General features: G+C 37.5%; 21 protein-coding genes. 6 read left to right on the top strand and 15 right to left on the bottom strand.

Going from position 1 to position 20,166, the window contains the following annotated elements:
* Positions 1-72: 72 nt before the first annotated feature.
* Entirely contained in the window at positions 73-1,044 is a 972-nt protein-coding gene (locus J7E63_RS14160; RefSeq protein WP_215013311.1) for a stage II sporulation protein M, read from the top strand.
* On the opposite strand, the gene J7E63_RS14155 is transcribed toward J7E63_RS14160, so the two are convergent.
* From J7E63_RS14155 to J7E63_RS14135, 5 genes are read right to left on the bottom strand one after another with little or no spacing between them, the layout of a single operon-like run.
* The gene (locus tag J7E63_RS14155) at positions 1,025-2,383 is read right to left on the bottom strand and encodes a DUF58 domain-containing protein (RefSeq protein ID WP_215013310.1); all 1,359 of its coding nucleotides are present in this window, start codon (positions 2,381-2,383) and stop codon (positions 1,025-1,027) included. The genes J7E63_RS14160 and J7E63_RS14155 overlap by 20 nt on opposite strands.
* Entirely contained in the window at positions 2,334-3,263 is a 930-nt protein-coding gene (locus J7E63_RS14150) for an AAA family ATPase (RefSeq protein ID WP_215013309.1), read from the bottom strand. The genes J7E63_RS14155 and J7E63_RS14150 overlap by 50 nt, the downstream gene beginning before the upstream one ends.
* Positions 3,260-4,381, bottom strand: coding sequence for a DUF4350 domain-containing protein (locus J7E63_RS14145; protein WP_215013308.1), 1,122 nt, complete (start codon positions 4,379-4,381; stop codon positions 3,260-3,262). Before J7E63_RS14145 ends, J7E63_RS14150 begins: the two co-directional genes overlap by 4 nt.
* A complete protein-coding gene (locus J7E63_RS14140) occupies positions 4,378-5,019 on the bottom strand; it encodes a DUF4129 domain-containing protein (protein WP_215013307.1) in 642 nt (213 codons plus the stop codon). The genes J7E63_RS14145 and J7E63_RS14140 overlap by 4 nt, the downstream gene beginning before the upstream one ends.
* Positions 5,020-5,045: 26 nt before the next feature.
* On the bottom strand, positions 5,046-5,963 hold the full coding sequence (locus tag J7E63_RS14135) for a hypothetical protein (RefSeq protein WP_215013306.1): 918 nt from the start codon (positions 5,961-5,963) through the stop codon (positions 5,046-5,048).
* Positions 5,964-6,197: 234 nt separating this feature from the next.
* Between J7E63_RS14135 and J7E63_RS14130 the strand changes: the two genes are divergently transcribed.
* Positions 6,198-7,742, top strand: a complete 1,545-nt coding sequence (locus J7E63_RS14130) for a glycosyltransferase family 2 protein (RefSeq protein ID WP_215013305.1) — start codon at positions 6,198-6,200, stop codon at positions 7,740-7,742.
* Between the two features lie 11 nt (positions 7,743-7,753).
* On the opposite strand, the gene J7E63_RS14125 is transcribed toward J7E63_RS14130, so the two are convergent.
* From J7E63_RS14125 to trhO, 3 genes are all read right to left on the bottom strand, one after another.
* Complete coding sequence (locus tag J7E63_RS14125) at positions 7,754-8,116, bottom strand: hypothetical protein (protein ID WP_215013304.1); 363 nt, start codon at positions 8,114-8,116, stop codon at positions 7,754-7,756.
* A gap of 131 nt (positions 8,117-8,247) precedes the next feature.
* On the bottom strand, positions 8,248-10,035 hold the full coding sequence (gene pepF / locus J7E63_RS14120; RefSeq protein WP_215013303.1) for an oligoendopeptidase F: 1,788 nt from the start codon (positions 10,033-10,035) through the stop codon (positions 8,248-8,250).
* Positions 10,036-10,186: 151 nt separating this feature from the next.
* Positions 10,187-11,146 carry an oxygen-dependent tRNA uridine(34) hydroxylase TrhO gene (trhO, locus tag J7E63_RS14115; protein WP_215013300.1) on the bottom strand — a complete coding sequence of 320 codons (960 nt, stop codon included), beginning with the start codon at positions 11,144-11,146 and terminating at the stop codon, positions 10,187-10,189.
* Positions 11,147-11,351: 205 nt separating this feature from the next.
* On the opposite strand from trhO, the gene J7E63_RS14110 reads away from it, so the two are divergent.
* Together J7E63_RS14110 and J7E63_RS14105 are read left to right on the top strand one after the other, a co-directional pair.
* Entirely contained in the window at positions 11,352-12,524 is a 1,173-nt protein-coding gene (locus J7E63_RS14110; protein WP_215013298.1) for a glycosyl hydrolase family 18 protein, read from the top strand.
* Between the two features lie 231 nt (positions 12,525-12,755).
* Positions 12,756-13,124, top strand: coding sequence for a hypothetical protein (locus tag J7E63_RS14105; RefSeq protein ID WP_215013296.1), 369 nt, complete (start codon positions 12,756-12,758; stop codon positions 13,122-13,124).
* 67 nt (positions 13,125-13,191) lie between these two features.
* On the opposite strand, the gene J7E63_RS14100 is transcribed toward J7E63_RS14105, so the two are convergent.
* The 6 genes from J7E63_RS14100 to J7E63_RS14075 all read right to left on the bottom strand — a co-directional run bounded on the left by J7E63_RS14100 (position 13,192) and on the right by J7E63_RS14075 (position 16,886).
* Positions 13,192-13,974: a dioxygenase family protein gene (locus J7E63_RS14100; protein ID WP_215013294.1), complete on the bottom strand. Its 783-nt coding sequence runs from the start codon at positions 13,972-13,974 to the stop codon at positions 13,192-13,194.
* Between the two features lie 15 nt (positions 13,975-13,989).
* Positions 13,990-14,430 (bottom strand): DoxX family protein, encoded by a 441-nt coding sequence (locus J7E63_RS14095; RefSeq protein ID WP_215013292.1) that lies wholly within the window; start codon positions 14,428-14,430, stop codon positions 13,990-13,992.
* A 24-nt stretch (positions 14,431-14,454) separates the two neighbouring features.
* Entirely contained in the window at positions 14,455-15,108 is a 654-nt protein-coding gene (locus J7E63_RS14090; protein WP_251033534.1) for an alpha/beta hydrolase, read from the bottom strand.
* A gap of 181 nt (positions 15,109-15,289) precedes the next feature.
* Positions 15,290-16,075: an alpha/beta fold hydrolase gene (locus J7E63_RS14085; protein ID WP_215013288.1), complete on the bottom strand. Its 786-nt coding sequence runs from the start codon at positions 16,073-16,075 to the stop codon at positions 15,290-15,292.
* Positions 16,076-16,226: 151 nt separating this feature from the next.
* A complete protein-coding gene (locus J7E63_RS14080) occupies positions 16,227-16,475 on the bottom strand; it encodes a hypothetical protein (protein ID WP_215013286.1) in 249 nt (82 codons plus the stop codon).
* Between the two features lie 129 nt (positions 16,476-16,604).
* Positions 16,605-16,886 (bottom strand): DUF1292 domain-containing protein, encoded by a 282-nt coding sequence (locus J7E63_RS14075; RefSeq protein ID WP_215013284.1) that lies wholly within the window; start codon positions 16,884-16,886, stop codon positions 16,605-16,607.
* Between the two features lie 147 nt (positions 16,887-17,033).
* Between J7E63_RS14075 and J7E63_RS14070 the strand changes: the two genes are divergently transcribed.
* The gene (locus tag J7E63_RS14070; protein WP_215013282.1) at positions 17,034-17,333 is read left to right on the top strand and encodes a hypothetical protein; all 300 of its coding nucleotides are present in this window, start codon (positions 17,034-17,036) and stop codon (positions 17,331-17,333) included.
* Between the two features lie 212 nt (positions 17,334-17,545).
* On the opposite strand, the gene J7E63_RS14065 is transcribed toward J7E63_RS14070, so the two are convergent.
* Positions 17,546-18,457 (bottom strand): LCP family protein, encoded by a 912-nt coding sequence (locus tag J7E63_RS14065; protein ID WP_215013280.1) that lies wholly within the window; start codon positions 18,455-18,457, stop codon positions 17,546-17,548.
* Positions 18,458-18,660: 203 nt separating this feature from the next.
* On the opposite strand from J7E63_RS14065, the gene J7E63_RS14060 reads away from it, so the two are divergent.
* Positions 18,661-20,157 carry a spore germination protein gene (locus J7E63_RS14060; protein WP_215013278.1) on the top strand — a complete coding sequence of 499 codons (1,497 nt, stop codon included), beginning with the start codon at positions 18,661-18,663 and terminating at the stop codon, positions 20,155-20,157.
* Positions 20,158-20,166: the final 9 nt, after the last annotated feature.

The raw sequence follows: 20,166 nt of genomic DNA, 5'->3' as shown, positions 1-20,166 counted from the left end.
TTCTACAATATTACTATAATAAGGAGAATAAAGACAAAATTAATACATAGCCCCATTAAAGTAGGTGTCAGGATGAATGTAAAACAATTTGTAAAAATACATCGTGAAGAATGGAAACAGCTCGAACAGTTAATCACAACGATAAGCAAGTACAGAAATAATATAACAGGTGACCGAATCACTCAATACCATCGTCTCTATCAAAAGGCGGCCCAACATCTTTCCTACAGTCAAACTTATTTTCCTAATGATGAAGTCACCCAATATTTGAACGGACTTGTAGCTAAATCACATAATCTATTGTATAAAGACCAGGTATCAAGCATCAAACAAATCCGTCATTTTTTTAGTGAAAAATTTATTGGGCTGTTGTTTGAGCAATGGAAATTTGTCATGTTTGCAATGATCTTATTTATGATTGGTGCTTTGGGGAGCTTTCTTTCAGTCATGAATGACTCTCTGCATATCTATTCCATTCTCCCAGCCGAAATTGCTAAAGGTGTGGACCCGGAACAACTTGGGAAGGGCCATGATGCGGTGGACTCATCGCTCATGTCGGCAAGCATTATGACAAATAATATCAAGGTCGCGATCTTTGCTTTTGCCGGTGGAATTACATTTGGGCTTGTGACCGTTTATTTGATGGTCTACAATGGCATCATCATTGGTGCGCTCGCTGCCCTATTTTGGCATCACAGTAAATCGTATGACTTTTGGGCATTTATTGTTCCCCATGGGATGATTGAGCTTACAGCCATATTTATTGCTGGAGGAGCTGGTCTTTTAATGGGCTATAAGCTGTTTGTCCCAGGGCAATATTCAAGGAGTTTTCAATTAAAACAGCAAGCGATTCGCTCCGTTCAACTTCTGCTTGGAACGATTCCTTTGTTTGTTATTGCTGGCATCATTGAAGGGTTTATCACACCAGCAGATATTTCATTAGAAGCAAAGTATAGTGTTGCTTTCTTAACGGTAATTGGGTTGTTCCTTTATATTGTGATTGGAAAGCTAAAACTTACAAAGGTTATAAAAGATTCTGATTGATAATGTCAATATAATGCGAAACAGCTGTAATCGCCAACTTTTTCTCACGGGCCTCAATCATTTGGAGGCCTTGTTTTTCCCATTTGATTTTTTCTCTTTTCTTAACAAGAATTTGCTGCTGTGCTATACTTTTTCGCATCGCTGCTTGGACCGTATTCGGCTCCTCTTTGACTCTTCTTAAAAGTGTCTGATCTTCTATCCCAATCATTAAAAATAAATGCCGTTGTCTTAGACGTCTTAATAGCATAAGAGCACTTTCCTCATGAAGAAAGGTGCGGACATCACTAAATAATAGGAGCAGACTTCGTTTCTTTTGAACCATTTCTAAATATTGCAGGATGGCAGCATAATTAGACTCAGCTGCATCCACTTTTAATGAATAGATTGCTTGAAGGATGGTCTGTAGATGGGCTATCCCTTTGGCAGGGGGTACAAAGACTTTTATGTCCTTTGAAAAGGCAAGTACCGACACATAATCTCCATTTTGGAGTGCTGCCGCTGTAACGGTTAATGCCGCTTCTAATGCTTTTTCTAAGCGATTCCCCTTGGATAATTCTGCCCCCATCATTCTTCCGCAATCAATTAAGATCGTAATATACTTTCCATGCTCCGGTTCATATTCATTCGTCATTACTTCACGAAGCTTCGCTGTTTGGCGCCAGTTGATTTTACGCGGATCATCCCCGACGACATAATTTCTAATCTTGGAAAATTCGCCAACTCCACTGCGCTGTCTTCGAATCTTTAACCCTTCGTAAACCAAATACTTCTGTGCATTTTCTAAATACTGCTTGGTCTCGGTTAAATCAGGAATGACTTTCACTGAATCCGCTAATTCAACTGTCATTTGCTTTTCCCACAAACCTAACAAACTCGCATATCGAAAATAAAGCTTATTGATTTCGTATTTTCCTCGTATTATCGCACTCGTACTATACGAAATCTCGACCGTTGATTTTTTTGATATTGTTCCAATGATAGGAAACGGCCTTTCGAAGGACTGCGGCAAACCATCGACCATGCGGTATGAAAAAGGATAAGGAGAGTCATTCTGAACCTCAATCTTTATGGTATATGAAATTCCTCTTTCAAACTCTTCCGCCATCAATCGTTGAAAGAATAGTTGCTTCTTTTTGGGTGAAAAAAACAAGTCTGTCAGACTTATGAAAAGCACAATGATATTAGTAGTAATAACAAAACGCCAAGAAATTTCCCAAATCGTACCGAGAACTAATCCTAAAGATAGGATTAGGAAAACAAGCAGTAATCGTTTAGTTGGTAAAATCCCTCTATCTTGGAACAGGAACCGAGCCCACCAGCTCTTCAATGATTTGGTCAACGGTTGCTCCCTCCAATTCTACATGCGGGGATAACTGAATGCGATGGCGCAGGGCCGGTTTGGCGACTATTTTGATATCGTCTGGCGTCACATAATCCCGTCCTGAAAGGTATGCCCATGCTTGTGCTGCCTTTCCTATCGATATTCCTGCTCGGGTACTGGCACCAAATCGGATGGCATCTGCATCACGCGTTTTTCTGACAATTTTCATCATGTAATCTAATACATTCTCACTAACAGTAACTTTTTCGATTTCTTTTCTAATCCTTAAAAAATCTTCCATTTCTAAGATGGGTGAAACAACCTTTTCGTCAAAGCTGTTTTCAATTACTTGTTTTAAGACATTTTTCTCTTCCTCATAGATTGGAAATTCAATTCTCAGTTTAAAAAGGAATCGATCTTGCTGTGCTTCTGGGAGCGGGTAGGTACCTTCAAATTCAATCGGATTTTGAGTGGCGACCACAAAAAACACCTCGGGTAACGGATACGTTTCTCCTTGGATCGTCACCTGTTTTTCTTCCATTGCTTCTAAAAGGGCAGCCTGGGTCTTTGCAGGTGTCCGATTTATTTCATCAGCTAAAAGGATATTTGTAAAAATTGGTCCCTTTAACGTTTGAAAAGTGTTTTCCTTCATATTGTAAATCGTGCTTCCGGTAATATCACTTGGCAATAAGTCAGGTGTAAACTGGATCCGGTTAAAGGAACCTCCTAAAAGATTCGCTAGCGTACGTACCATTTGAGTTTTTCCGGTGCCAGGCACTCCTTCTAGAAGGACATGCCCTCCTGCTAAAATAGCGGATAAAAGGAGTCTTAAATTTAGACTCTGACCTAAAATCCTCTCTTCATATTTTTCCAAAAAGGATGTTAATTCTGTTTTCATTCTTCAACCTCTCTCCTTAATAGCTCAAGCTTTTTCGACCATAATATGTATTCCTGTTTTGTGATTTTTTCTTTTTCGAGGATGTTTACTAACCCTAAAAGAAAAGGTCTAATCTCATTTGCAGGCACTTTAGTCCATTTTCTTTCAAAATAACTCGATAAATCTTTCCATTCCCGATTATATGGAATTTGCCATCGTTCCTGGAGAAGCAGTTTGACATAGTCTGCTTGGATGATTATTGAATCACGATAGCGTTTGCCGCGGAGAAACCAGGCAGCAACAGCTTGGATTCCCTCATCACTAAAACGAACCGACTCTTCCCTTGGGACGAAAATAGGTCCGAAACGCTTTCCCTTCGACCATAACCAGAGAATCATCAATAGTCCCCCTTGCAAAACAAGGAGTAAAAACCACATCGGGTACACATTCAAAAAAGTAGACGCATTTTCTCCACCGTGAATGTATTCATCAAACAGAATCGTGTCCGTGGACCCTTCATTGATCAGATAGAGAAGAAGTCGTAAATGGTCTTTTTTTAATAGATCCCCATTTGTCATCCACCCAGGGGTTATCGCCACAATTAAATGACCATTTCCATATGATTGTTTAACCGCAATGGGACCAGCCTCATCATATATTAATACTTCCTCTTCCTCCTTGGTCTGCAAACGGATGACTGAATCGATTTGAGCACGATAAGAAGTATGACCTTGAGTGTAAACCTTCATTGTTTCTTGTGTGTCAACTGATACTGTTTTTACGTCAAACATCCCTTGTGGATCGTTTTGTAATAACAAGATGGTGTTTCCGGCCTTCATAAAATTGATATAAGCGTTCATTTCTTCCTTTTCAGGAATAAAAGCGGGTTCAGCCATAACTAGTAATTGGTGGTCAGCTGTTGCTTTTAGTAAATCTGGTGATTGACTCCAGATTTCCCCTGCTTTATCTTTTTTTACATATGTATAAAATGCCTTCACACCAGTCGGCGAAGGTGAATCAGTAAGATATGCTGGGAAAACTTGCGGTTTAGGCGAATAGCTAAAATAGCTGAAGACTAGAAATAAACTGAGCAGGATCACCAGCCCGATCCAATTGCGTATTTTGGAAAGAGATTTCATAAAATATTCTCCTCCCCTGTATCGACAAGTACTTTTCTTGCTTCATCATGAAACTGGGAATATTCTTCTTTCTGTACGTTCCGTTCCCCATAGGTCACTTCCTCAAAGAAGTGTGCAAGCTTAAAAAAGAGTTCTGCCTTTTGTGAATCTACTTTCCTTAGTTCATCATAATATTCCCAATTCGTTTTCCAAATTCTAGCCTCCAGCAATCCCTTTTCATGAAAGTAAAGAAGCAGTGCTAAAAACAAATGGCGGGTGGAAAGTGTATATGCTCCTAACGCCTCTTGTTTTTCTGCCTCTTCCAGATGTTTTTGATACGTCCAATTCATTTCCTTCATCGATTGAAGCGGCTTTTGTTTGCGAAGGAGCCGAGTTCGGCGAGTATGACGGATGAGAAAAAAAGTAGATAAAGCTAACAGGATGATGATAACCACTATGATTGAAATAAGAATCGGAACGGAAGCACCGCTTGCTGAATCGATGGCAGGAAATAATTTTTCGAGCTGTGCTGCAATCCATTCTTTTGCTTGATCCCACCAGGTTGCAATGAAACCCTTTGAGTCATTGTAATATACTTGATATTCTTGTGATTTTAAAATATCTTCAAGGTCATCGCGTGCCTTGTTTGCATCTAACATAATCATCACCTAACATAATAGGTTTTTTATTGAACAGTCTTATAGTCTTCTAGCATCTCTTTGATATCATCCGCATCGTGTCGTGTTTTTAAATCAAGATACAGAACCCCATAGCCCACGGAGAAAATCATTGTCGTAACTAAAGTGACAAGGTTTGAAATTAAGGTTAACAACACGCTATTTCCTAAAACCATTCCAAACGTTACTTGGACACCAAAGCTTATACTTGAAATAATAAAATAAAACACGATATAGAGACCCATCAACACCCACGTACGCTTCCTTGACAATCTCCAGCTTCTTCCTAAACCAGGTGAATCCTTATCCAGTACGACAGAGCCAAAATAAAAGCTCCAACGGGTTAATAATAGTCCAATTCCAAGGGCAAACCCCAGAAATAGGACAACTCCTAAAAGGATCCCTAAAACCGGATTCACTGTCGTCGCAACCACACCACCGATGACACCGACGATCGCGAGTGGAATAATGATAATCCCCATGGTTATAAGAAAGAATAAGATACTGCTGCCAATCATCGGCCAAAATCGTGAAAAGGCTTGTTTAATAACGGAACCGACGGTATATTCTTCATTTTTTCGAACATGATTGATAGTAAATAGGATCGCTGCCTCCGCAACAGGTGCCAAAATGGCACTAATCAAGCCAACTACGATTAATCCGATGTCTGCGCTCAAACTGCTGGAATCAAAGGTCCCTGATGCTTCAAAGCTCGTAAGTATTTGCTCAAACCAAGCACCATCGCTTCCAACCTCTCGAAAAAAGCTGGTTCCAGCCATGAGCTGGAGTATCGCTTGAAGCAAGTAAACCGGTCCCATGAAAATCAGTAAAATCATAAAAAAGTCCTTAAAGCGATTTTTTGTTAAATGAAAAGTATGATCGAGTATTTCTCCAAAACCTTTTGGGCTAGAAAACTTTTTATCCACAGGTAATATCCTCCTAGAATCATTATCAATAAGAATTATTTTAACATTATTCAGATATATTTAGTGTAAAAAGTTGTCAAAACGTAAATTATGGACTACTTCCAAAGTAATTTTACGTAGGAGATCTGTTTTTCGAATAATATAGTAATTTTTGTCAAAGAATAAATAATGGTTTTGCTTTTTACATATTAGTAAAAGTAAGAAAAAGAGGGACAGAAAGTTGAGGTATAGAACATGCTATGGAAATGGAAACAAAAGCAGCAAATAATGAATTATAACGCTGAAGGATATTATATCGTTGATCAAAAATTAAACACCCAGCGGAATCCCACATTAGTTTCTGTCATTACCCCCGTTTATAATGCTGAAAAATATCTTAGAAAAACGATTAACTCTGTCCTAAATCAATCCCTTGGCTTGGAAAATTTCGAATATATATTAATCGATGATGGTTCTACCGATTCCTCAAGAGATATTTTATTAGAATACTCTTCAAAATTTGATAACATCATTGTCGTTTTTCTTAAAAGAAATACTGGTACACCTGGCCGTCCGCGTAATATCGGTATTCAATTGGCGAGCTCCAAATATATGACTTTTTTGGATGCGGATGATTGGCTTGAACCCAATGGACTCGAAGTATTATCGACCATTTTAGAGGAAACAAGTGATGATTATGCAGTTGGGAAAACCATTCAAATTCAAGCAAAAGGTAAGACAATTATTATCGGAGAGCATGAATCATGTAAAGAAAGAAGAAGTGAATCACCATTTTCGATCCCACATATCTTTCATCATTTAGGACCCAGGGCACGAATGATAAAAACGAGTGTAATAAAGGACAATCAGATTTTTTTTCCTGAAATGAAATTTGCTGAAGACAAACAATTTTTCATTGACGTTTTAACGCATTGTCAGTCAATTTCCACGACGCAACATCCAATTTATTATTTGAATCGAATCGATAATCAAAACACTCGTTTGTCAAATCAGACCAACATTATCCAAAAGACAAATTGTAATCTTAAAGTGATTAACCATATTATCAACAAGAATTTAGAACTAGAAAAAAAGAAGATGGTTTTAAATCGATTATATGAATTTGATTCAATTACGAGATTTTTCACTACACCTCATTTTCAAAAAACAAGGCTTAAGCGCGTCTATTACTATAAGTTTAATCAAGTGTTAAAAACAACGAAAAAGCTAAATTATGAGTTTTCAGGGGAATTCTTTCACCCAATGAACAAAGTCGTATATAACTTGTACACTGATCGAAAATATAAGCAACTTGAGAACCTTTTTGCGTGGGATAAGAATGAAAAAATGAAGGATGTTATCATTAAAGATAATCTTCCCTATGTTGTTGTCCCCTTTCTAGAAGACCCATACAAATATATAAGAATTCCAATGCATTCGACATTTGAAGAAGAATATATTGATAAGAATAAATATTATCTTAAATTTAAGGTATTTGGTGATCATCTGGATTCACTCACACATGGACTGATTCGTGATACAAACAATGGCCTGCTTGAATCTTCCCTGCCTGTGAACGTTGATAAGAGTGGGAATGGGATATTAGAATTGGATTTAGAGCTACTAAACCATTATCCGTCATCAAATTATGCTATCTTTCTACGTTTCAATGATTATTTAAAAATTAATATCAGAAAACAGATCCAAAGTAAGAACCAATATCAATATAAGAATCGTGATTTTACTTTTTACAATACCACCTACTCGAACGTTGGCTTAAAAATATCTTCCAAAAAATAAAGGGCCAGTGGTTACTGTCCCTTCAAGCCTTTGACAAAATACGCTAGTCCATTGTCAGAAGCTGCTTTGATGAAGGAAGAACTATAATTAAATGATTCATCCGACCCAAGTGTAAAATCACCAGCAGCACTTATTTTGATTGTCGTTTCTTTAATTGGTTCTGGTTTGATTTCTAGTTTAGTTTCTGGTTTTGGTTCCTCTTTTATTTCTTCAGGAGATATTTCCTTAATCTTGGCGGTTTTTGAAGCAGCATTCTTTTCCTTCAAACTACTATTTAAGTAAAAACCACCAGTAATAAGTAATATAACTGCAATGATAATGACCGGTACCAATGATTTCATCTTTCCTCGTTTTTTGTCTTTTCTACTCATCATAGTACCAAATACCCCTTTTATTTACTTAACTTTCCTAATTCTACAAAAAGTTCACCCATAACTCTATAAAAAATAACCCACGTTTGTCTCCATTAGGAAGACAACATGGGTTATTTTGGAGTAGCTTATTTTTACAAGCGTGAGAATTCTTCTACCAATTCACCAAACCGTTTCATTGAATTCTCAATTGGAAATGGAGTGGTTAGGTCGACGCCGGTCTTTTTTAACAGTTCAAGCGGATAATCCGAACTACCGCTCTTTAAGAATTCCAAATAGGAAGTTAGCGTTTCTTGGTCGCCTTCAAGAATCTTAGTCGCCAAATGAATCGCAGATGCAAATCCTGTGGCATACTTGTAAACATAAAAAGGGCGGTAGAAATGAGGGATTCTTGACCATCCAAATTTTACTTCCTCATCAAAGACAACCTCATCCCCGTTGTATTCCCGGAATAGTGTCTCATAGGTTTGATTAAATACTTCCACATTTAAAGGCAGCCCCTTTTCTGCCATTTCATGTGTCTTCATCTCAAACTCAGCAAACATGACTTGTGTGAAAAATGTCCCCTTAAATTGATCGATAAAATGATTAACTAAATGTTTTCGCACATCAGGGTCTTTCTCATTGTTAAGTAAATAGTTAATTAGCAGGACTTCATTGACAGTTGATGCCACTTCTGCAACGAATATACTGTACCGAGCGGTAATTTGCGGCTGGTACTGCGAACTCCACCGGCTGTGGACACCATGCCCACATTCATGGACCAGCGTGAATAAACTGTCCAAATCATCCTGATGATTTAACAGGATATATGGATGGACCCCATAGACACCAAGATTGTAGGCACCTGACCGCTTTCCAGGTGTTTCCCTAACATCAAGATAACGAGCATCTTTAAACTCCTTAAGAATCTGGATATAATCTTCCCCGAGCGGTGCTAAAGCTTTACACATCGTGTCATAGGCTTCATCATATGAAATCACTTGTTTGACTCCACTGACAAGCGGGACACTCATATCATATTGACGTAGTTCGTCGAGATCCAACTTTTCCTTGCGGATGCGTGAATATTGATGAAGTGGACCAATATTTTGTTTGGTTGTTTTAATCAGATTCTCATAGACCTCTTTTGGCACCTTATCCCCAAATAATGCCTTTTCTAATGCAGAAGGATATTGACGGATTTTAGCAGTTGTCACATTATTTTTAATGGCGGCGGATAGGGTGGCGGCAATCGAATTTTTCAAATGCAAGTATGGTTGATAATATGCTTTATAGGCCTCTCTTCGCTTTTCACGATCTTTTTCTTCGATTAATTTTGAATACATGCCCCTTGTTAATTCCACCCGTTCCCCGTTATCACTGGTTACTTCCCCAAACTTAATATCAGCGTTATTCATCATTCCAAAGATATTACCTGGGGCCGAGAGTGCTTCACCTAGTTGGGAGAGAACTGCTTCCTGTTCCTTTGTTAATACATGCTGCTTGTATCGAAACGACTCCCATAAATCCTCTGCAAAGTATTCTAGCTCCTTTTCTGCTGATATGTATGCTTTTAATGATTCTTCATCTAGGCTTAATAAATAAGGCATAAAGAAAGAGGTGGCAGCACTAACCTTAACACTCAGTTGTTTTGCTCTGTCTAAGTGGGACTGTGCCTGGGTATCCCTTGTATTTTCATCTACACTCAACATGGCATAGGCATAAACTTTGTTGAATAGAAAAGATAACTCTTCTCTTTGCTTAAGATATTGATAAAGTGAGTGTCCGTTTTGAATGGTTCCATCATATTGTTTTAGGTTAGCTGCCATCTTTTCAATTAGCAGATAATCTTCTTCCCATTTCTTGATATCCGAATAGATATCAGCTAAGTTCCACTTTTCATGCGCTGGGACTTCTTTTCGATTGGTATAGGTTACCATTTGTCCAATCCGCTCCTCTCAATGTAAAAAATAACAATCAGCTTATATTCTCTATCATAATAAATCTATTCTTAAATTCCTATTCACAAACCTTAAAAAAGAAGAACAAAAAAAGCAGGCCATTAATTTTGACCTACTTCTTAAATAATACTTATAGGGTTAATTCTTTCTCAATCACCGCTAATCTTTCCTTTACCTCATCTTCGCTTAAACCGTGTTGTGCAACATAACGGTTGCGAGGAAGAACCCGGCACTCATGCGAACAGCTTCGTAAGTGTTTATGTTCGTTTTCTTCAGAGCAAAGGATTTTTCGATTACATGCTGGGTTGGCACAATTTACGTAGCGCTCGCAAGGCTCACCCGTGTAATAATCCTTCCCAACAATTACATGCTCTTTTTGATTTACAGGAACACTTATTCGCTCATCGAAAACATAGAGCTGACCATCCCATAAATCCCCTTTAACTTCTGGGTCTTTTCCGTAGGTAACAATTCCGCCCTCTAGTTGCGATACATCCTCAAAGCCTTCTTTCAAAAGCCAGCCTGAGAATTTTTCACAACGAATTCCACCGGTACAATAGGTAAGAATCTTTTTGCCTTCAAACGCTTGCTTATTTTCTCGTATCCATTCAGGCAGGTCACGAAAGTTAAGAATATCCGGTCTTACAGCCCCTCTAAAATGACCTAAATCAAATTCATAATCATTTCGGGCATCGATGACAACCGTATCTTCCTTTTGCATTTCCGCAAAGAATTCTTTTGGTTTCAAATGCTTACCGGTTTGCACATTCGGATCCACATCATCTTCCAAACGCAATGTGACAAGTTCCGGTCTGAATTTTACCTTCATTTTTTTGAAGGCATGCTCGGACGCTTCATCAATTTTAAAAATAGTCCCTGCAAAAAGTGGATGTTCATCCATATATTTCATATACGCGTCAGTTTGTTCAATGGTGCCTGACACCGTTCCATTAATTCCTTCCGCCGCAATGATAATTCGACCTTTGAGACCTAGTTCATTACAGTAGTTAAGATGTTCCTGGGTCACTTCTTCAGGATTCTCTATTGAGACATATTTATAATACAATAACACTCTATAGTCTTGATTCATGGTTACCACCTTACAATTTTATATATATTAAATACTTAGTTTTTAACATTAACCTTATGATTATAGCAAAAACCAACAAATAAATTCAAATTATTTCACTTTCCGAAGGCTGCTGTACCAACATAGGTTGATATTACCAACCGTTCTTCCTCGCTTTTTCTGTTACAATTTTTTATATGAGAAATAATAAGGAGGAACACCATCTATGCATAAACGTCATCTCCTCCTTGGTCTGGTAATTGCGGTGACCTTCATTGGAGGAATACTAACTGGAGTCATTTACACTAAAAATAATGAAAAGCAAGATCGTCCCAATACGCTAATATTAGAAGATGCACCTAAATCGGCCATTAAGCCAAATTCAAAAGAACTCCCTAAATTGAAGAAGGCATCATCAAAGGTGCTGATCGGCTATGTTCAGGATTTTCGTGATCCAAACATGGTTGATTATTCCAAATTAACACATGTCATTTTCTCCTTTGTTCATCCTACTAAGGATGGAGGAATTTTATTTAATGGTGATCCAGCTTTAAAAAACCTTAGAGCTGTTGTTAAAAATGCGAAAAAGCATAACACGAAAGTGATGCTGGCGATTGGTGGATGGTACCATATCAAGGGCGGAGAATCCTACAATTATTTTAAACCGGCGATCTCTGATCCTAAATCTAGAGCAAAGCTAGTTAAAGAGCTTACTAATATCGCAGTCCGTGAAAAGCTGGATGGGATTGATATCGATTTTGAACACCCTCGTTCAACAGAGGATGCACAAAATCTCTCTGCTTTTGCGAAAGAGTTAAGTGCCCAGCTTCATCCAAAAAAGAAAGAGCTATCTATTGCTGTTTATTCAAAGATTCATGCGGTGACGTTAACGGAAGTAGCCTTTATTCAGTATGATCCATCTATGTTCAAAACGGTAGACCATGTTAATATTATGGCGTATGATGGTCAGTATGACGGCAGTTACAATGCCGCAAATTTATCGCCCTATCCCTATACAGAGAAAATCGTAAACTATTGGACAAACCTATTTGAAACTCAGAAACTTTCAAAGGAAAAATTAGTATTGGGCGTCCCGTCTTACGCCACACCGGAAGATCCTAAAATCAAACAGGTATCCTTTGCAGCAATAATTAACAATAATCCTGCCAATGCTGGAAAGGACACTGTTCAGATGAATGGTACGACCTACCATTATAATGGCGGTGTTACGATGATAAAAAAAACACGTCTGGCCCTCGATCACGGCTTTGGCGGCATGATGATGTGGGAAATTGGTCATGATGCACAAGGATCACATAGTCTGACAGGGACAATTTTTACAGAACTTAAAGCATCGGGTAAAGAACCAGTTAAATATTATACTGCAAAAGGATATTAACATGAAAAGGCTGTTCCCACAGGAACGGCCTTTTTTCGGACGTCAATAGCCTCCATACCTTCGACTGAAGCCTCTTTCCCCTTTTTCAAACAACTAGGTGCCTGACACCCATTTTGACACGAAATTGTAATAAATATTGGTATTTGTCGAAGATTTTTCCGAACTTTTTGAAGGAGATTGTCGAAAAAGAGAGAATCAAGTTAAGGAGGTTAAATAAAGGAGGAAATATTTATGAAGAAATTGCTAACAGTTTTATGTGGAATCGTTATTGCATTATCGTTGTTTGTGACTACTGGTAATACGGTAAAAGCTGCAGAGGCATATGAAGATTGCACCTGTCACGATCTTTTACCACTTCAGGGTGCAGAAAGAAATAAGATTGTTGCTACGTTTTTAAGTAGTGAAGAGTTTAAGGCAAAAAAATTGGAACTCCTTAAATCTGGTTTTTCATGGAATGGAGCACATAGTATTGAGGTTGTCTTACCTGCTGAGGGTGTAACATTTGTCGGTGTACCTTTTATTAGTGCTGATGGCATTCCAGCAATGTACGTATTTATAAATGGAAGTTTCGCAGGTGCTGTCCCAGCAGATGCAGAATAAATAATAAAAATCCCAACCTTTTAGTGGTTGGGATTTTTATTGTGTATTAACTTAAATTTTTCAAATCCTATTTATCCCCAAACTGCCAAACACTATGACTGAGGTTTCCATATCGAAAACTGCGATGCAGCAAAGTAGCTTTTTGACTATCGTCAGCTGCTCCCAACGCATAGAAAATCGGAATGAAGTGTTCATTGCCATAGCGAGGTACGGCATATTCAGCATTTGGAGCAAGTGAATCATACTTAAATAAGGAATCCAAATCCCAATTATTCAGATGGGTTGCCAACCAATCATCAAACTCAAGTGCCCATTGATCGACTTCGTTATCTGCCCATTTCACTGCTCTGAGATTATGCACAGTTCCTCCACTCGCAATAATTAAAATATCATTGGCTCTTAATGCAGATAAACTCTTTCCGATTTTATATTGTTCTTCTGGTTTAAGTTTTGGATTGACAGACATCGAAATAACCGGAATATCTGCATTTGGATAAAGTAGACGAAGAACCACCCATGCTCCATGATCCAAGCCACGTTTCGTTTCAACTTCGAATGGTACACCGTTTTCTGTAAACAAATCTTTAATTTCTTGAGAAATCTGCTGATTCCCCTGAGCTGGATATTTGATCCGGTATAATTCCGGGTCAAATCCACCGAAATCATAAATGGTCTCATAGTTGTCGACCTGACTTACTTTTTGCATAGATGATTCCCAATGGGCCGAAAACAAGATTATCGCTTTTGGGTTGGGCAGCGTTTGCCCAAGATGATTTAGAAACTGCGTATATTCATTATTCTCAATCGCTAATAGCGGTGCTCCATGAGCAATAAAAAAAGATGGCAACATATTGCTTCCCCCTATTTAGTTATTATAACTTTTCGATAAAGATTTAGTTTCTTCCTTTTGACTTTTGAAAATAAGTTGATCCAACGCAAACATTTTACTTCCATTAATCGCAATAAACACAGCCATTGCCAATAAAGCTAAATCTAATTCATAACCAGCCATTTGTCCATTCCCTAAAAAGCCTATAGCTAGTTTCACTTTGATTGTTGCACCAATCATTAACAAAGCCAATAAAGCTGAAACGATTCTACTGCCTAAACCTAAAACTAATGCAGCCCCACCAATCATTTCTACTGAAGCAACACCATATGCTAAGGCTCCTGGTAACCCGATACTGTCAAACCAGCCAACGATATTTTCAATTCCGCCTTGGAATTTAACTAACCCATGAACAAAGAACGTAATTCCTAACATAACTCTTAAAATTAATGTACTAGCTTCGAATTTGTTTAACATTTTTCATTTCCCCTTAGTTGTTTTTTAAGATTCTACTTTTTCCAATAACCAGTTCATAAAATCCTTGTGGTTTTCCAATGAAACTGTATGTCCTTCTTGATAAGTTTTAAAGGTGACATCTGCCCCCAACTCATGAAAATACTCATTATTTGCCAAACCCCATTCGAATGGAAGGACCTGATCCAACTTGCCATGGGAAATAAATAACGATAGTTTATCGACTGGCTTTATGTTGTATTCTTCTTTTACAAAAGCAGGAATGTAGCCACTTAATGCAATAATGCCCTTGATTCGATTTCCCAGTGTTAATCCTAGGGTCATCGATAGGATTGCCCCCTGGCTGAAGCCAAGTAAGAACAATTGACTCTCATCAATAGGATATTCGCTGCATGCATAATCAATAAAGGTAGTAAGCTTACTGATTCCTTCATCGAACACTTCTCGATGTGGTTTTCCATATCCTTGAATCGTAAAATACGCAAATCCTGGTGGTTGTGGAAGATGCCCGCGAACACTGAAAATGTAAAAGCGATCTTCTAGTCCGTTAACTAAAGTCAGCATATTCTGCTCATTACTGCCTATTCCGTGCATTAGAAATAAGGCAGGATATGTTTTACTTGGTTCCGTTTGTGCTGGTCGACGAAGTTCATAAAGCATCGGTGAATTCAATTTCCTCATCCCTTCTTATCACGTGTATGTTTATTAAAACGGTTATTGTTTTTAAATATGAACCTTTGTTGTTTATAGGATAACAAGAAATTAACCAGATTGTCAATTATTTTTTCTCTAATATAGAATTATGTTTTTTATTGGTAAACATAAATAAAATAAGGAACCGGATTGGTTCCTCTAATAAGACTTAGATAGTCGATAAATATCCCTGAATCTCTGAAATAAGATCCAAAGGATTTTCATACATACTCATATGTCCCGAATTTTTTATTAATGAATGTTTAATATTGGCTTTGCTAACCGAAAATGTCTTTTCTGAAGGGATAATTTGATCTTGTTCTCCCGCGATTAATAGGACCGGCACTTCAGAAGTTTCTAAAACACGATTGCGGTCTGGCCGGTCCTTCATCGCATGTAGTGCATCAATGGCGCCTTCTGCTGAAGTAGAATAGCCTATCTCCATTGCTGTTCCGACATAATTCTCATCTTGATTTTCCGGCGAAAATAGTTTTGGTACTAAACCGTCGATTAGCGAATAGATTCCCGACTGGTTGACTTTTTCAATATTGGCTTGCCTGCCTTTTTTCGCCTCTTCCGAATCTGGAAAGGCCGTTGAATGTATAAGCGAATACCCGTTTAATTGACCGCCATACTTTTCTGCGAAGGCAAGGGTGATATAGCCGCCTAATGAGTGACCAAACATCGTTACTTCCGATAGGTTTAATTGATCCAAAAGGTTTTTCATTTGATCCACAATATTTTCAATTGTGCTGCTGACTTTTAGAGGATCTGACTGACCATGTCCCGGAAGATCAGGAGCAATTACGCGGCAGTGTGCTGACAACGCAGGAATGACATGCTCCCAATAACTCGAGCTTCCACAAAACCCATGCAGCAGAACAATTGGTTTCCCTTCACCTTTATCTATGTATGCAATCGATGCATCTTGAACAGTAATTTTCTTTGTATCCATTTTGGTTTCAGCCCCAATCTTTTTTATTAAAGAAATTCATTACTAAAATATTCAAGACTTCCTATGAAATATCCTATGAAAATATCCGATTTCAAAAAGAGAGGGCATTTATTCTCCCTCTCTTTCGTTTTTTTTATTAATTTTTAGTTGTTTAGCTAATTTGTTCCTCATTATTATCATTGCTAAGTAAAATTCTTTTATTGGGAATTTGCGTTAAGTTTGATTTTTTCAATAAATAACTTAAGTGTTCAATTGGCATGGAGCCATGACCTTTGCTATCCGCTAGAGTGAATTGTACAGTTACTCCATTATAACTTTTTACAATCATTGATTCTGCTGAATTGAAAAAACCTTTAATCCCTTGAGAAATTTGATATTTCGTACCTTCTTCAATTAACATTACATTACTCCTTTATAGATGTTCTTCATATGTAGTATGCCAAGAAAGTTTTTATAAATACATAATTTTCCCAGTTGAAATCAATGAAAATAAAAAGAGAGATAATTAATCCCTCTTGGATCCGGCATATTACTCTTCCACTCCGTCTTCCTCGTCCATCATTTCATCAAAAGCTGTTGAAACTTTGTCGAACTCTTCATCACTTTCAATGGCGGTAAAATCACCGTCTGCATCTACCTTTAGAAAAAATATATCAATATCTTCATCCGATTCTTGTTTAATATCTGCGGCAAATCCAACTGCAACATAGTCATTTCCTTCAATATTCATTACCCCTAGCACTTCAACTTCTTGTTCCTCATCGTTCTCATCACTGATAGTAAAAATTTCCCCTACTTCAACTTTACTCATCTATACGTTCCCCTTTCATATAAAAAGTATATTCTAAACACAGTATCCCTAAAAAGAAGGAGTTTAATTCGAAAACATGTATTACCACTGTATATTGGACAAAATTCTTATATAATTAGTTCATAATGCATTTTAAGGAGAATTCAAATGAATCAAAAACAGTTAGAAGAAAAGATTATCGAAAACTATCGTGGTGAAGAGAAAATGATGATTCTCGTATTTGCTCAATGGTGCGTAAATCATGATCTTGATCCGGAAGAGTTATATCTGCGAGCCTATCCGAATCAGACCACCAATCCTGTCTTAAAAGAAGCAATTGAGTTAACCGTTTCGAAAGAAGAAGCGGGAGAAGTGGGTGACCAGACTTTGCTTGGTGTGTTAGCGCTGTTTGCCAATGATGATCTTGCTTTTATTGTTACGGAAGAGATAAACAAACTTAAAAAATAAGTTTTGTGTGAGTTTCAAGTTCTTTTGTGCAAATTTGAAAGGTTTTTGTGCAGATTTTCCATTGTTTTGTGCCATTTCTAAGATGTTTTGTGCCGATTTCAAGGTGTTTTGTGCAATTAGATATTTTCTTCCAATAATTGGACCTATTTCACTACTGATATAACAAAAAAAAGCAGACATCCTCCTTAGGTTATGTCTGCTTTTTTGTTTCATTAATAATGGTACTCTCTGTTAACTGGTGAAGGCTTCAGTAAGAAATCCTTTAAAGCCTCTCTATTTGCCTCCATGTTTATTTCAAGAACGGCTCCAGCATGAGGATAGGTTTTATTTACATAGCTATTTTGGATTGGGATCCGTAACCTATCGATATTCTTGATTGGATAAAAGACCAGTTTAGATAATACTGATAATATCTCTCCTTTGTCCATATCTGACTCTACATGATTTAAACTTTCCTCCACAAAATCTGGAAGAGCTGCTAACGACTCAAAATGACTAAACTTATTTTTTAATTGTTCCTTTACCTTGACAATGACTTCCTGTTGTCGTTTCACTCGGCCAAAATCACTCTCGTCATCATGTCTAAACCGGACATATTTTAACAATTCTCTTCCTTTCAGCGCATTTTCTCCAGGCTTCACGTTCATATTGAAATCGTCAATCATCTTTTGACTAACATTCACAGTAATTCCTTCTGGTGCAATCAGGTCAATGAAGTTTGCAAACCCTTCAAAATCAATGGAAATCGAGTGGTCCACTTTAATTCCGAAATTTTGATAAATCGTCTTTTTTAATAATTCATTTCCGCCGAAAAAATAGGCCATGTTGAGCTTGTCGTATCCTTTTGGATACCCGGGTATTTTGACATAACTGTCTCTCATCAAGCTAATTAACTTGATATTACCTTCTTTAGGAGCATATTGGGCAATAATGATTGCATCTGAGAAGGATTTAGGTTCGCCTCTTGAATCACTCCCAATTAAAAGAAAATTCATGATTCCCTTTTTATCTTTATGATTTGTACTATCTTCAATTTTGGATGGTGAAGAGGGTTGAACTTGATCTTGATCACTTAAATTTCCAGCTGAACAGCCTCCTAATAAAATAGAAAATAAAATTATCATGAATATTCTCAAGCTTTTCACCAACTTTCACTAATATTCGATTCAAGATAAAAGTTGCTACCCTGTTAATTTCTCATCTTTTGCTTTTGTTTATTCTTCCTTGCCATTATCTTTCCTTCCATAAACCTTATAATCACAGGATGATTTGCATAAAATTCCCTTTTCTACACATAATGAGAAAAAAATTATTTTGAGGGTGTATCATGAAACCAAATGCAGATCTTCCTTACAAGGAAGCAAACCCACAAAACGATAACGAAGAAGAGTGGCTCCAACGTTTATCAAAATCAAATGACTTTGTTCATGAGCATACTTCCATAAAAGAAGATCATCCTTTTTGGCTTTCGTATTATCGCACACTGATTTCATCTGACATCCTCCATCAGGATGTTTTGCCCTTTTTAAATGAGCAGTTATCATTAGAGGAATTAAAAAGCATCATTCCTGTCCAAGAAATTATTTTTACTAAAGATCCAAAGGAAATCATCCAAAACCTGATGCGGGGATTCTTGGTGATACAAAAGCATGACCAAGATGAAGAATGTCTATTAATTAATATTGCTAATAGTAAATTTCGAGATGTTAGCATATCAATGATGGAATCCTCGGCTGTTGGACCGCAAGTGGGTTTTATTGAAGAATTAGACACCAATATTAATCTTATTCGAAAACGATTACCTGTCCCTGAACTGCTTGTAATCGAAATGAAAGTCGGCGAACTCTCAAAAACCAATGTTGCAGTTATTTATATAGATGGGATTGCTGACCCGGAAAATGTTAACACGGTTGTTCAAAGAATAAACGATGTTCAGTATGATCATATCCAGGACAGTTCTTATCTTTCTTCAATGATTGAGGACAATACGAATTCCTTGTTCCCTCAATCCATATCAACAGAGCGCGTAGATCGGGTAGCTGCAGGGTTAACGGAAGGCAAAATAATCATTGCAGTGGATGGTTCACCAAATCTAGTCCTTGTTCCAGTTACCATAATTGAATCGTTGATTGCGATGGAAGATTATAGTTATTCCTGGATTATTGGAAATTTCTTTCGACTCTTACGCATTGTTGCTTTGTACATTTCTTGTTTTGCTAGTCCATTGTATGTAGCGATCATGACGTATCATTATGAATTGATTCCTGCCCCTTTGCTCGAAACTCTGGTTGGTTCAAGAGTAAATGTTCCCTTTCCTCCTTTTTTAGAGGCTTTAATGTTAGAAATCATGATTGAAATGGTAAAAGAGGCAGGTATTCGATTACCATATAAAATCGGACAATCTCTTGGGGTTGTGGGTGGTATTGTTATCGGACAGGCAGTGGTTGAAGCGGGATTAACTAGTAATGTATTGCTTATTTTAGTAGGGCTCGGTACCTTAGCTTCCTATACGGCGCCGGTTTATAAATTTAGCAACACTGTTCGGTTTATTAAGTTTCCAATAATTTTTCTTTCCCAATGGTTTGGATTGTTTGGGGTGTTTTTAGGATACCAATTTACAATCGTTCATTTATTACGGTTAACGTCTCTCGGACGTCCTTACTTAAGCATGTTCCCAATTCGAACAACATCATTTCAAGATCTTTGGTTCAGACTTCCTTTTTCAAAGCAGAAAGCAAACCCGACCGCCCTTAGACCACAAAAGAAAAGAAAAGCAACTGGGAATCGAGAAAACCCAGAACCAGTGAACGATTTTTATGAATAAATCGTAAAG

The sequence above is a fragment of the Bacillus sp. ISL-75 genome (genome assembly GCF_018613095.1).
This window is presented reverse-complemented; position numbering and strand designations above follow the sequence as displayed.

Coding starts and splice junctions, on each gene's coding strand:
- J7E63_RS14160 (WP_215013311.1), top strand. CDS start 73: ATGAATGTAAAACAATTTGTAAAAATACATCGTGAAGAATGGAAACAG.
- J7E63_RS14150 (WP_215013309.1), bottom strand. CDS start 3,263: ATGAAAACAGAATTAACATCCTTTTTGGAAAAATATGAAGAGAGGATT.
- J7E63_RS14145 (WP_215013308.1), bottom strand. CDS start 4,381: ATGAAATCTCTTTCCAAAATACGCAATTGGATCGGGCTGGTGATCCTG.
- J7E63_RS14140 (WP_215013307.1), bottom strand. CDS start 5,019: ATGTTAGATGCAAACAAGGCACGCGATGACCTTGAAGATATTTTAAAA.
- J7E63_RS14130 (WP_215013305.1), top strand. CDS start 6,198: ATGCTATGGAAATGGAAACAAAAGCAGCAAATAATGAATTATAACGCT.
- J7E63_RS14125 (WP_215013304.1), bottom strand. CDS start 8,116: ATGATGAGTAGAAAAGACAAAAAACGAGGAAAGATGAAATCATTGGTA.
- pepF (WP_215013303.1), bottom strand. CDS start 10,035: ATGGTAACCTATACCAATCGAAAAGAAGTCCCAGCGCATGAAAAGTGG.
- trhO (WP_215013300.1), bottom strand. CDS start 11,146: ATGAATCAAGACTATAGAGTGTTATTGTATTATAAATATGTCTCAATA.
- J7E63_RS14110 (WP_215013298.1), top strand. CDS start 11,352: ATGCATAAACGTCATCTCCTCCTTGGTCTGGTAATTGCGGTGACCTTC.
- J7E63_RS14105 (WP_215013296.1), top strand. CDS start 12,756: ATGAAGAAATTGCTAACAGTTTTATGTGGAATCGTTATTGCATTATCG.
- J7E63_RS14100 (WP_215013294.1), bottom strand. CDS start 13,974: ATGTTGCCATCTTTTTTTATTGCTCATGGAGCACCGCTATTAGCGATT.
- J7E63_RS14095 (WP_215013292.1), bottom strand. CDS start 14,430: ATGTTAAACAAATTCGAAGCTAGTACATTAATTTTAAGAGTTATGTTA.
- J7E63_RS14090 (WP_251033534.1), bottom strand. CDS start 15,108: ATGAGGAAATTGAATTCACCGATGCTTTATGAACTTCGTCGACCAGCA.
- J7E63_RS14085 (WP_215013288.1), bottom strand. CDS start 16,075: ATGGATACAAAGAAAATTACTGTTCAAGATGCATCGATTGCATACATA.
- J7E63_RS14080 (WP_215013286.1), bottom strand. CDS start 16,475: ATGTTAATTGAAGAAGGTACGAAATATCAAATTTCTCAAGGGATTAAA.
- J7E63_RS14075 (WP_215013284.1), bottom strand. CDS start 16,886: ATGAGTAAAGTTGAAGTAGGGGAAATTTTTACTATCAGTGATGAGAAC.
- J7E63_RS14070 (WP_215013282.1), top strand. CDS start 17,034: ATGAATCAAAAACAGTTAGAAGAAAAGATTATCGAAAACTATCGTGGT.
- J7E63_RS14065 (WP_215013280.1), bottom strand. CDS start 18,457: ATGATAATTTTATTTTCTATTTTATTAGGAGGCTGTTCAGCTGGAAAT.
- J7E63_RS14060 (WP_215013278.1), top strand. CDS start 18,661: ATGAAACCAAATGCAGATCTTCCTTACAAGGAAGCAAACCCACAAAAC.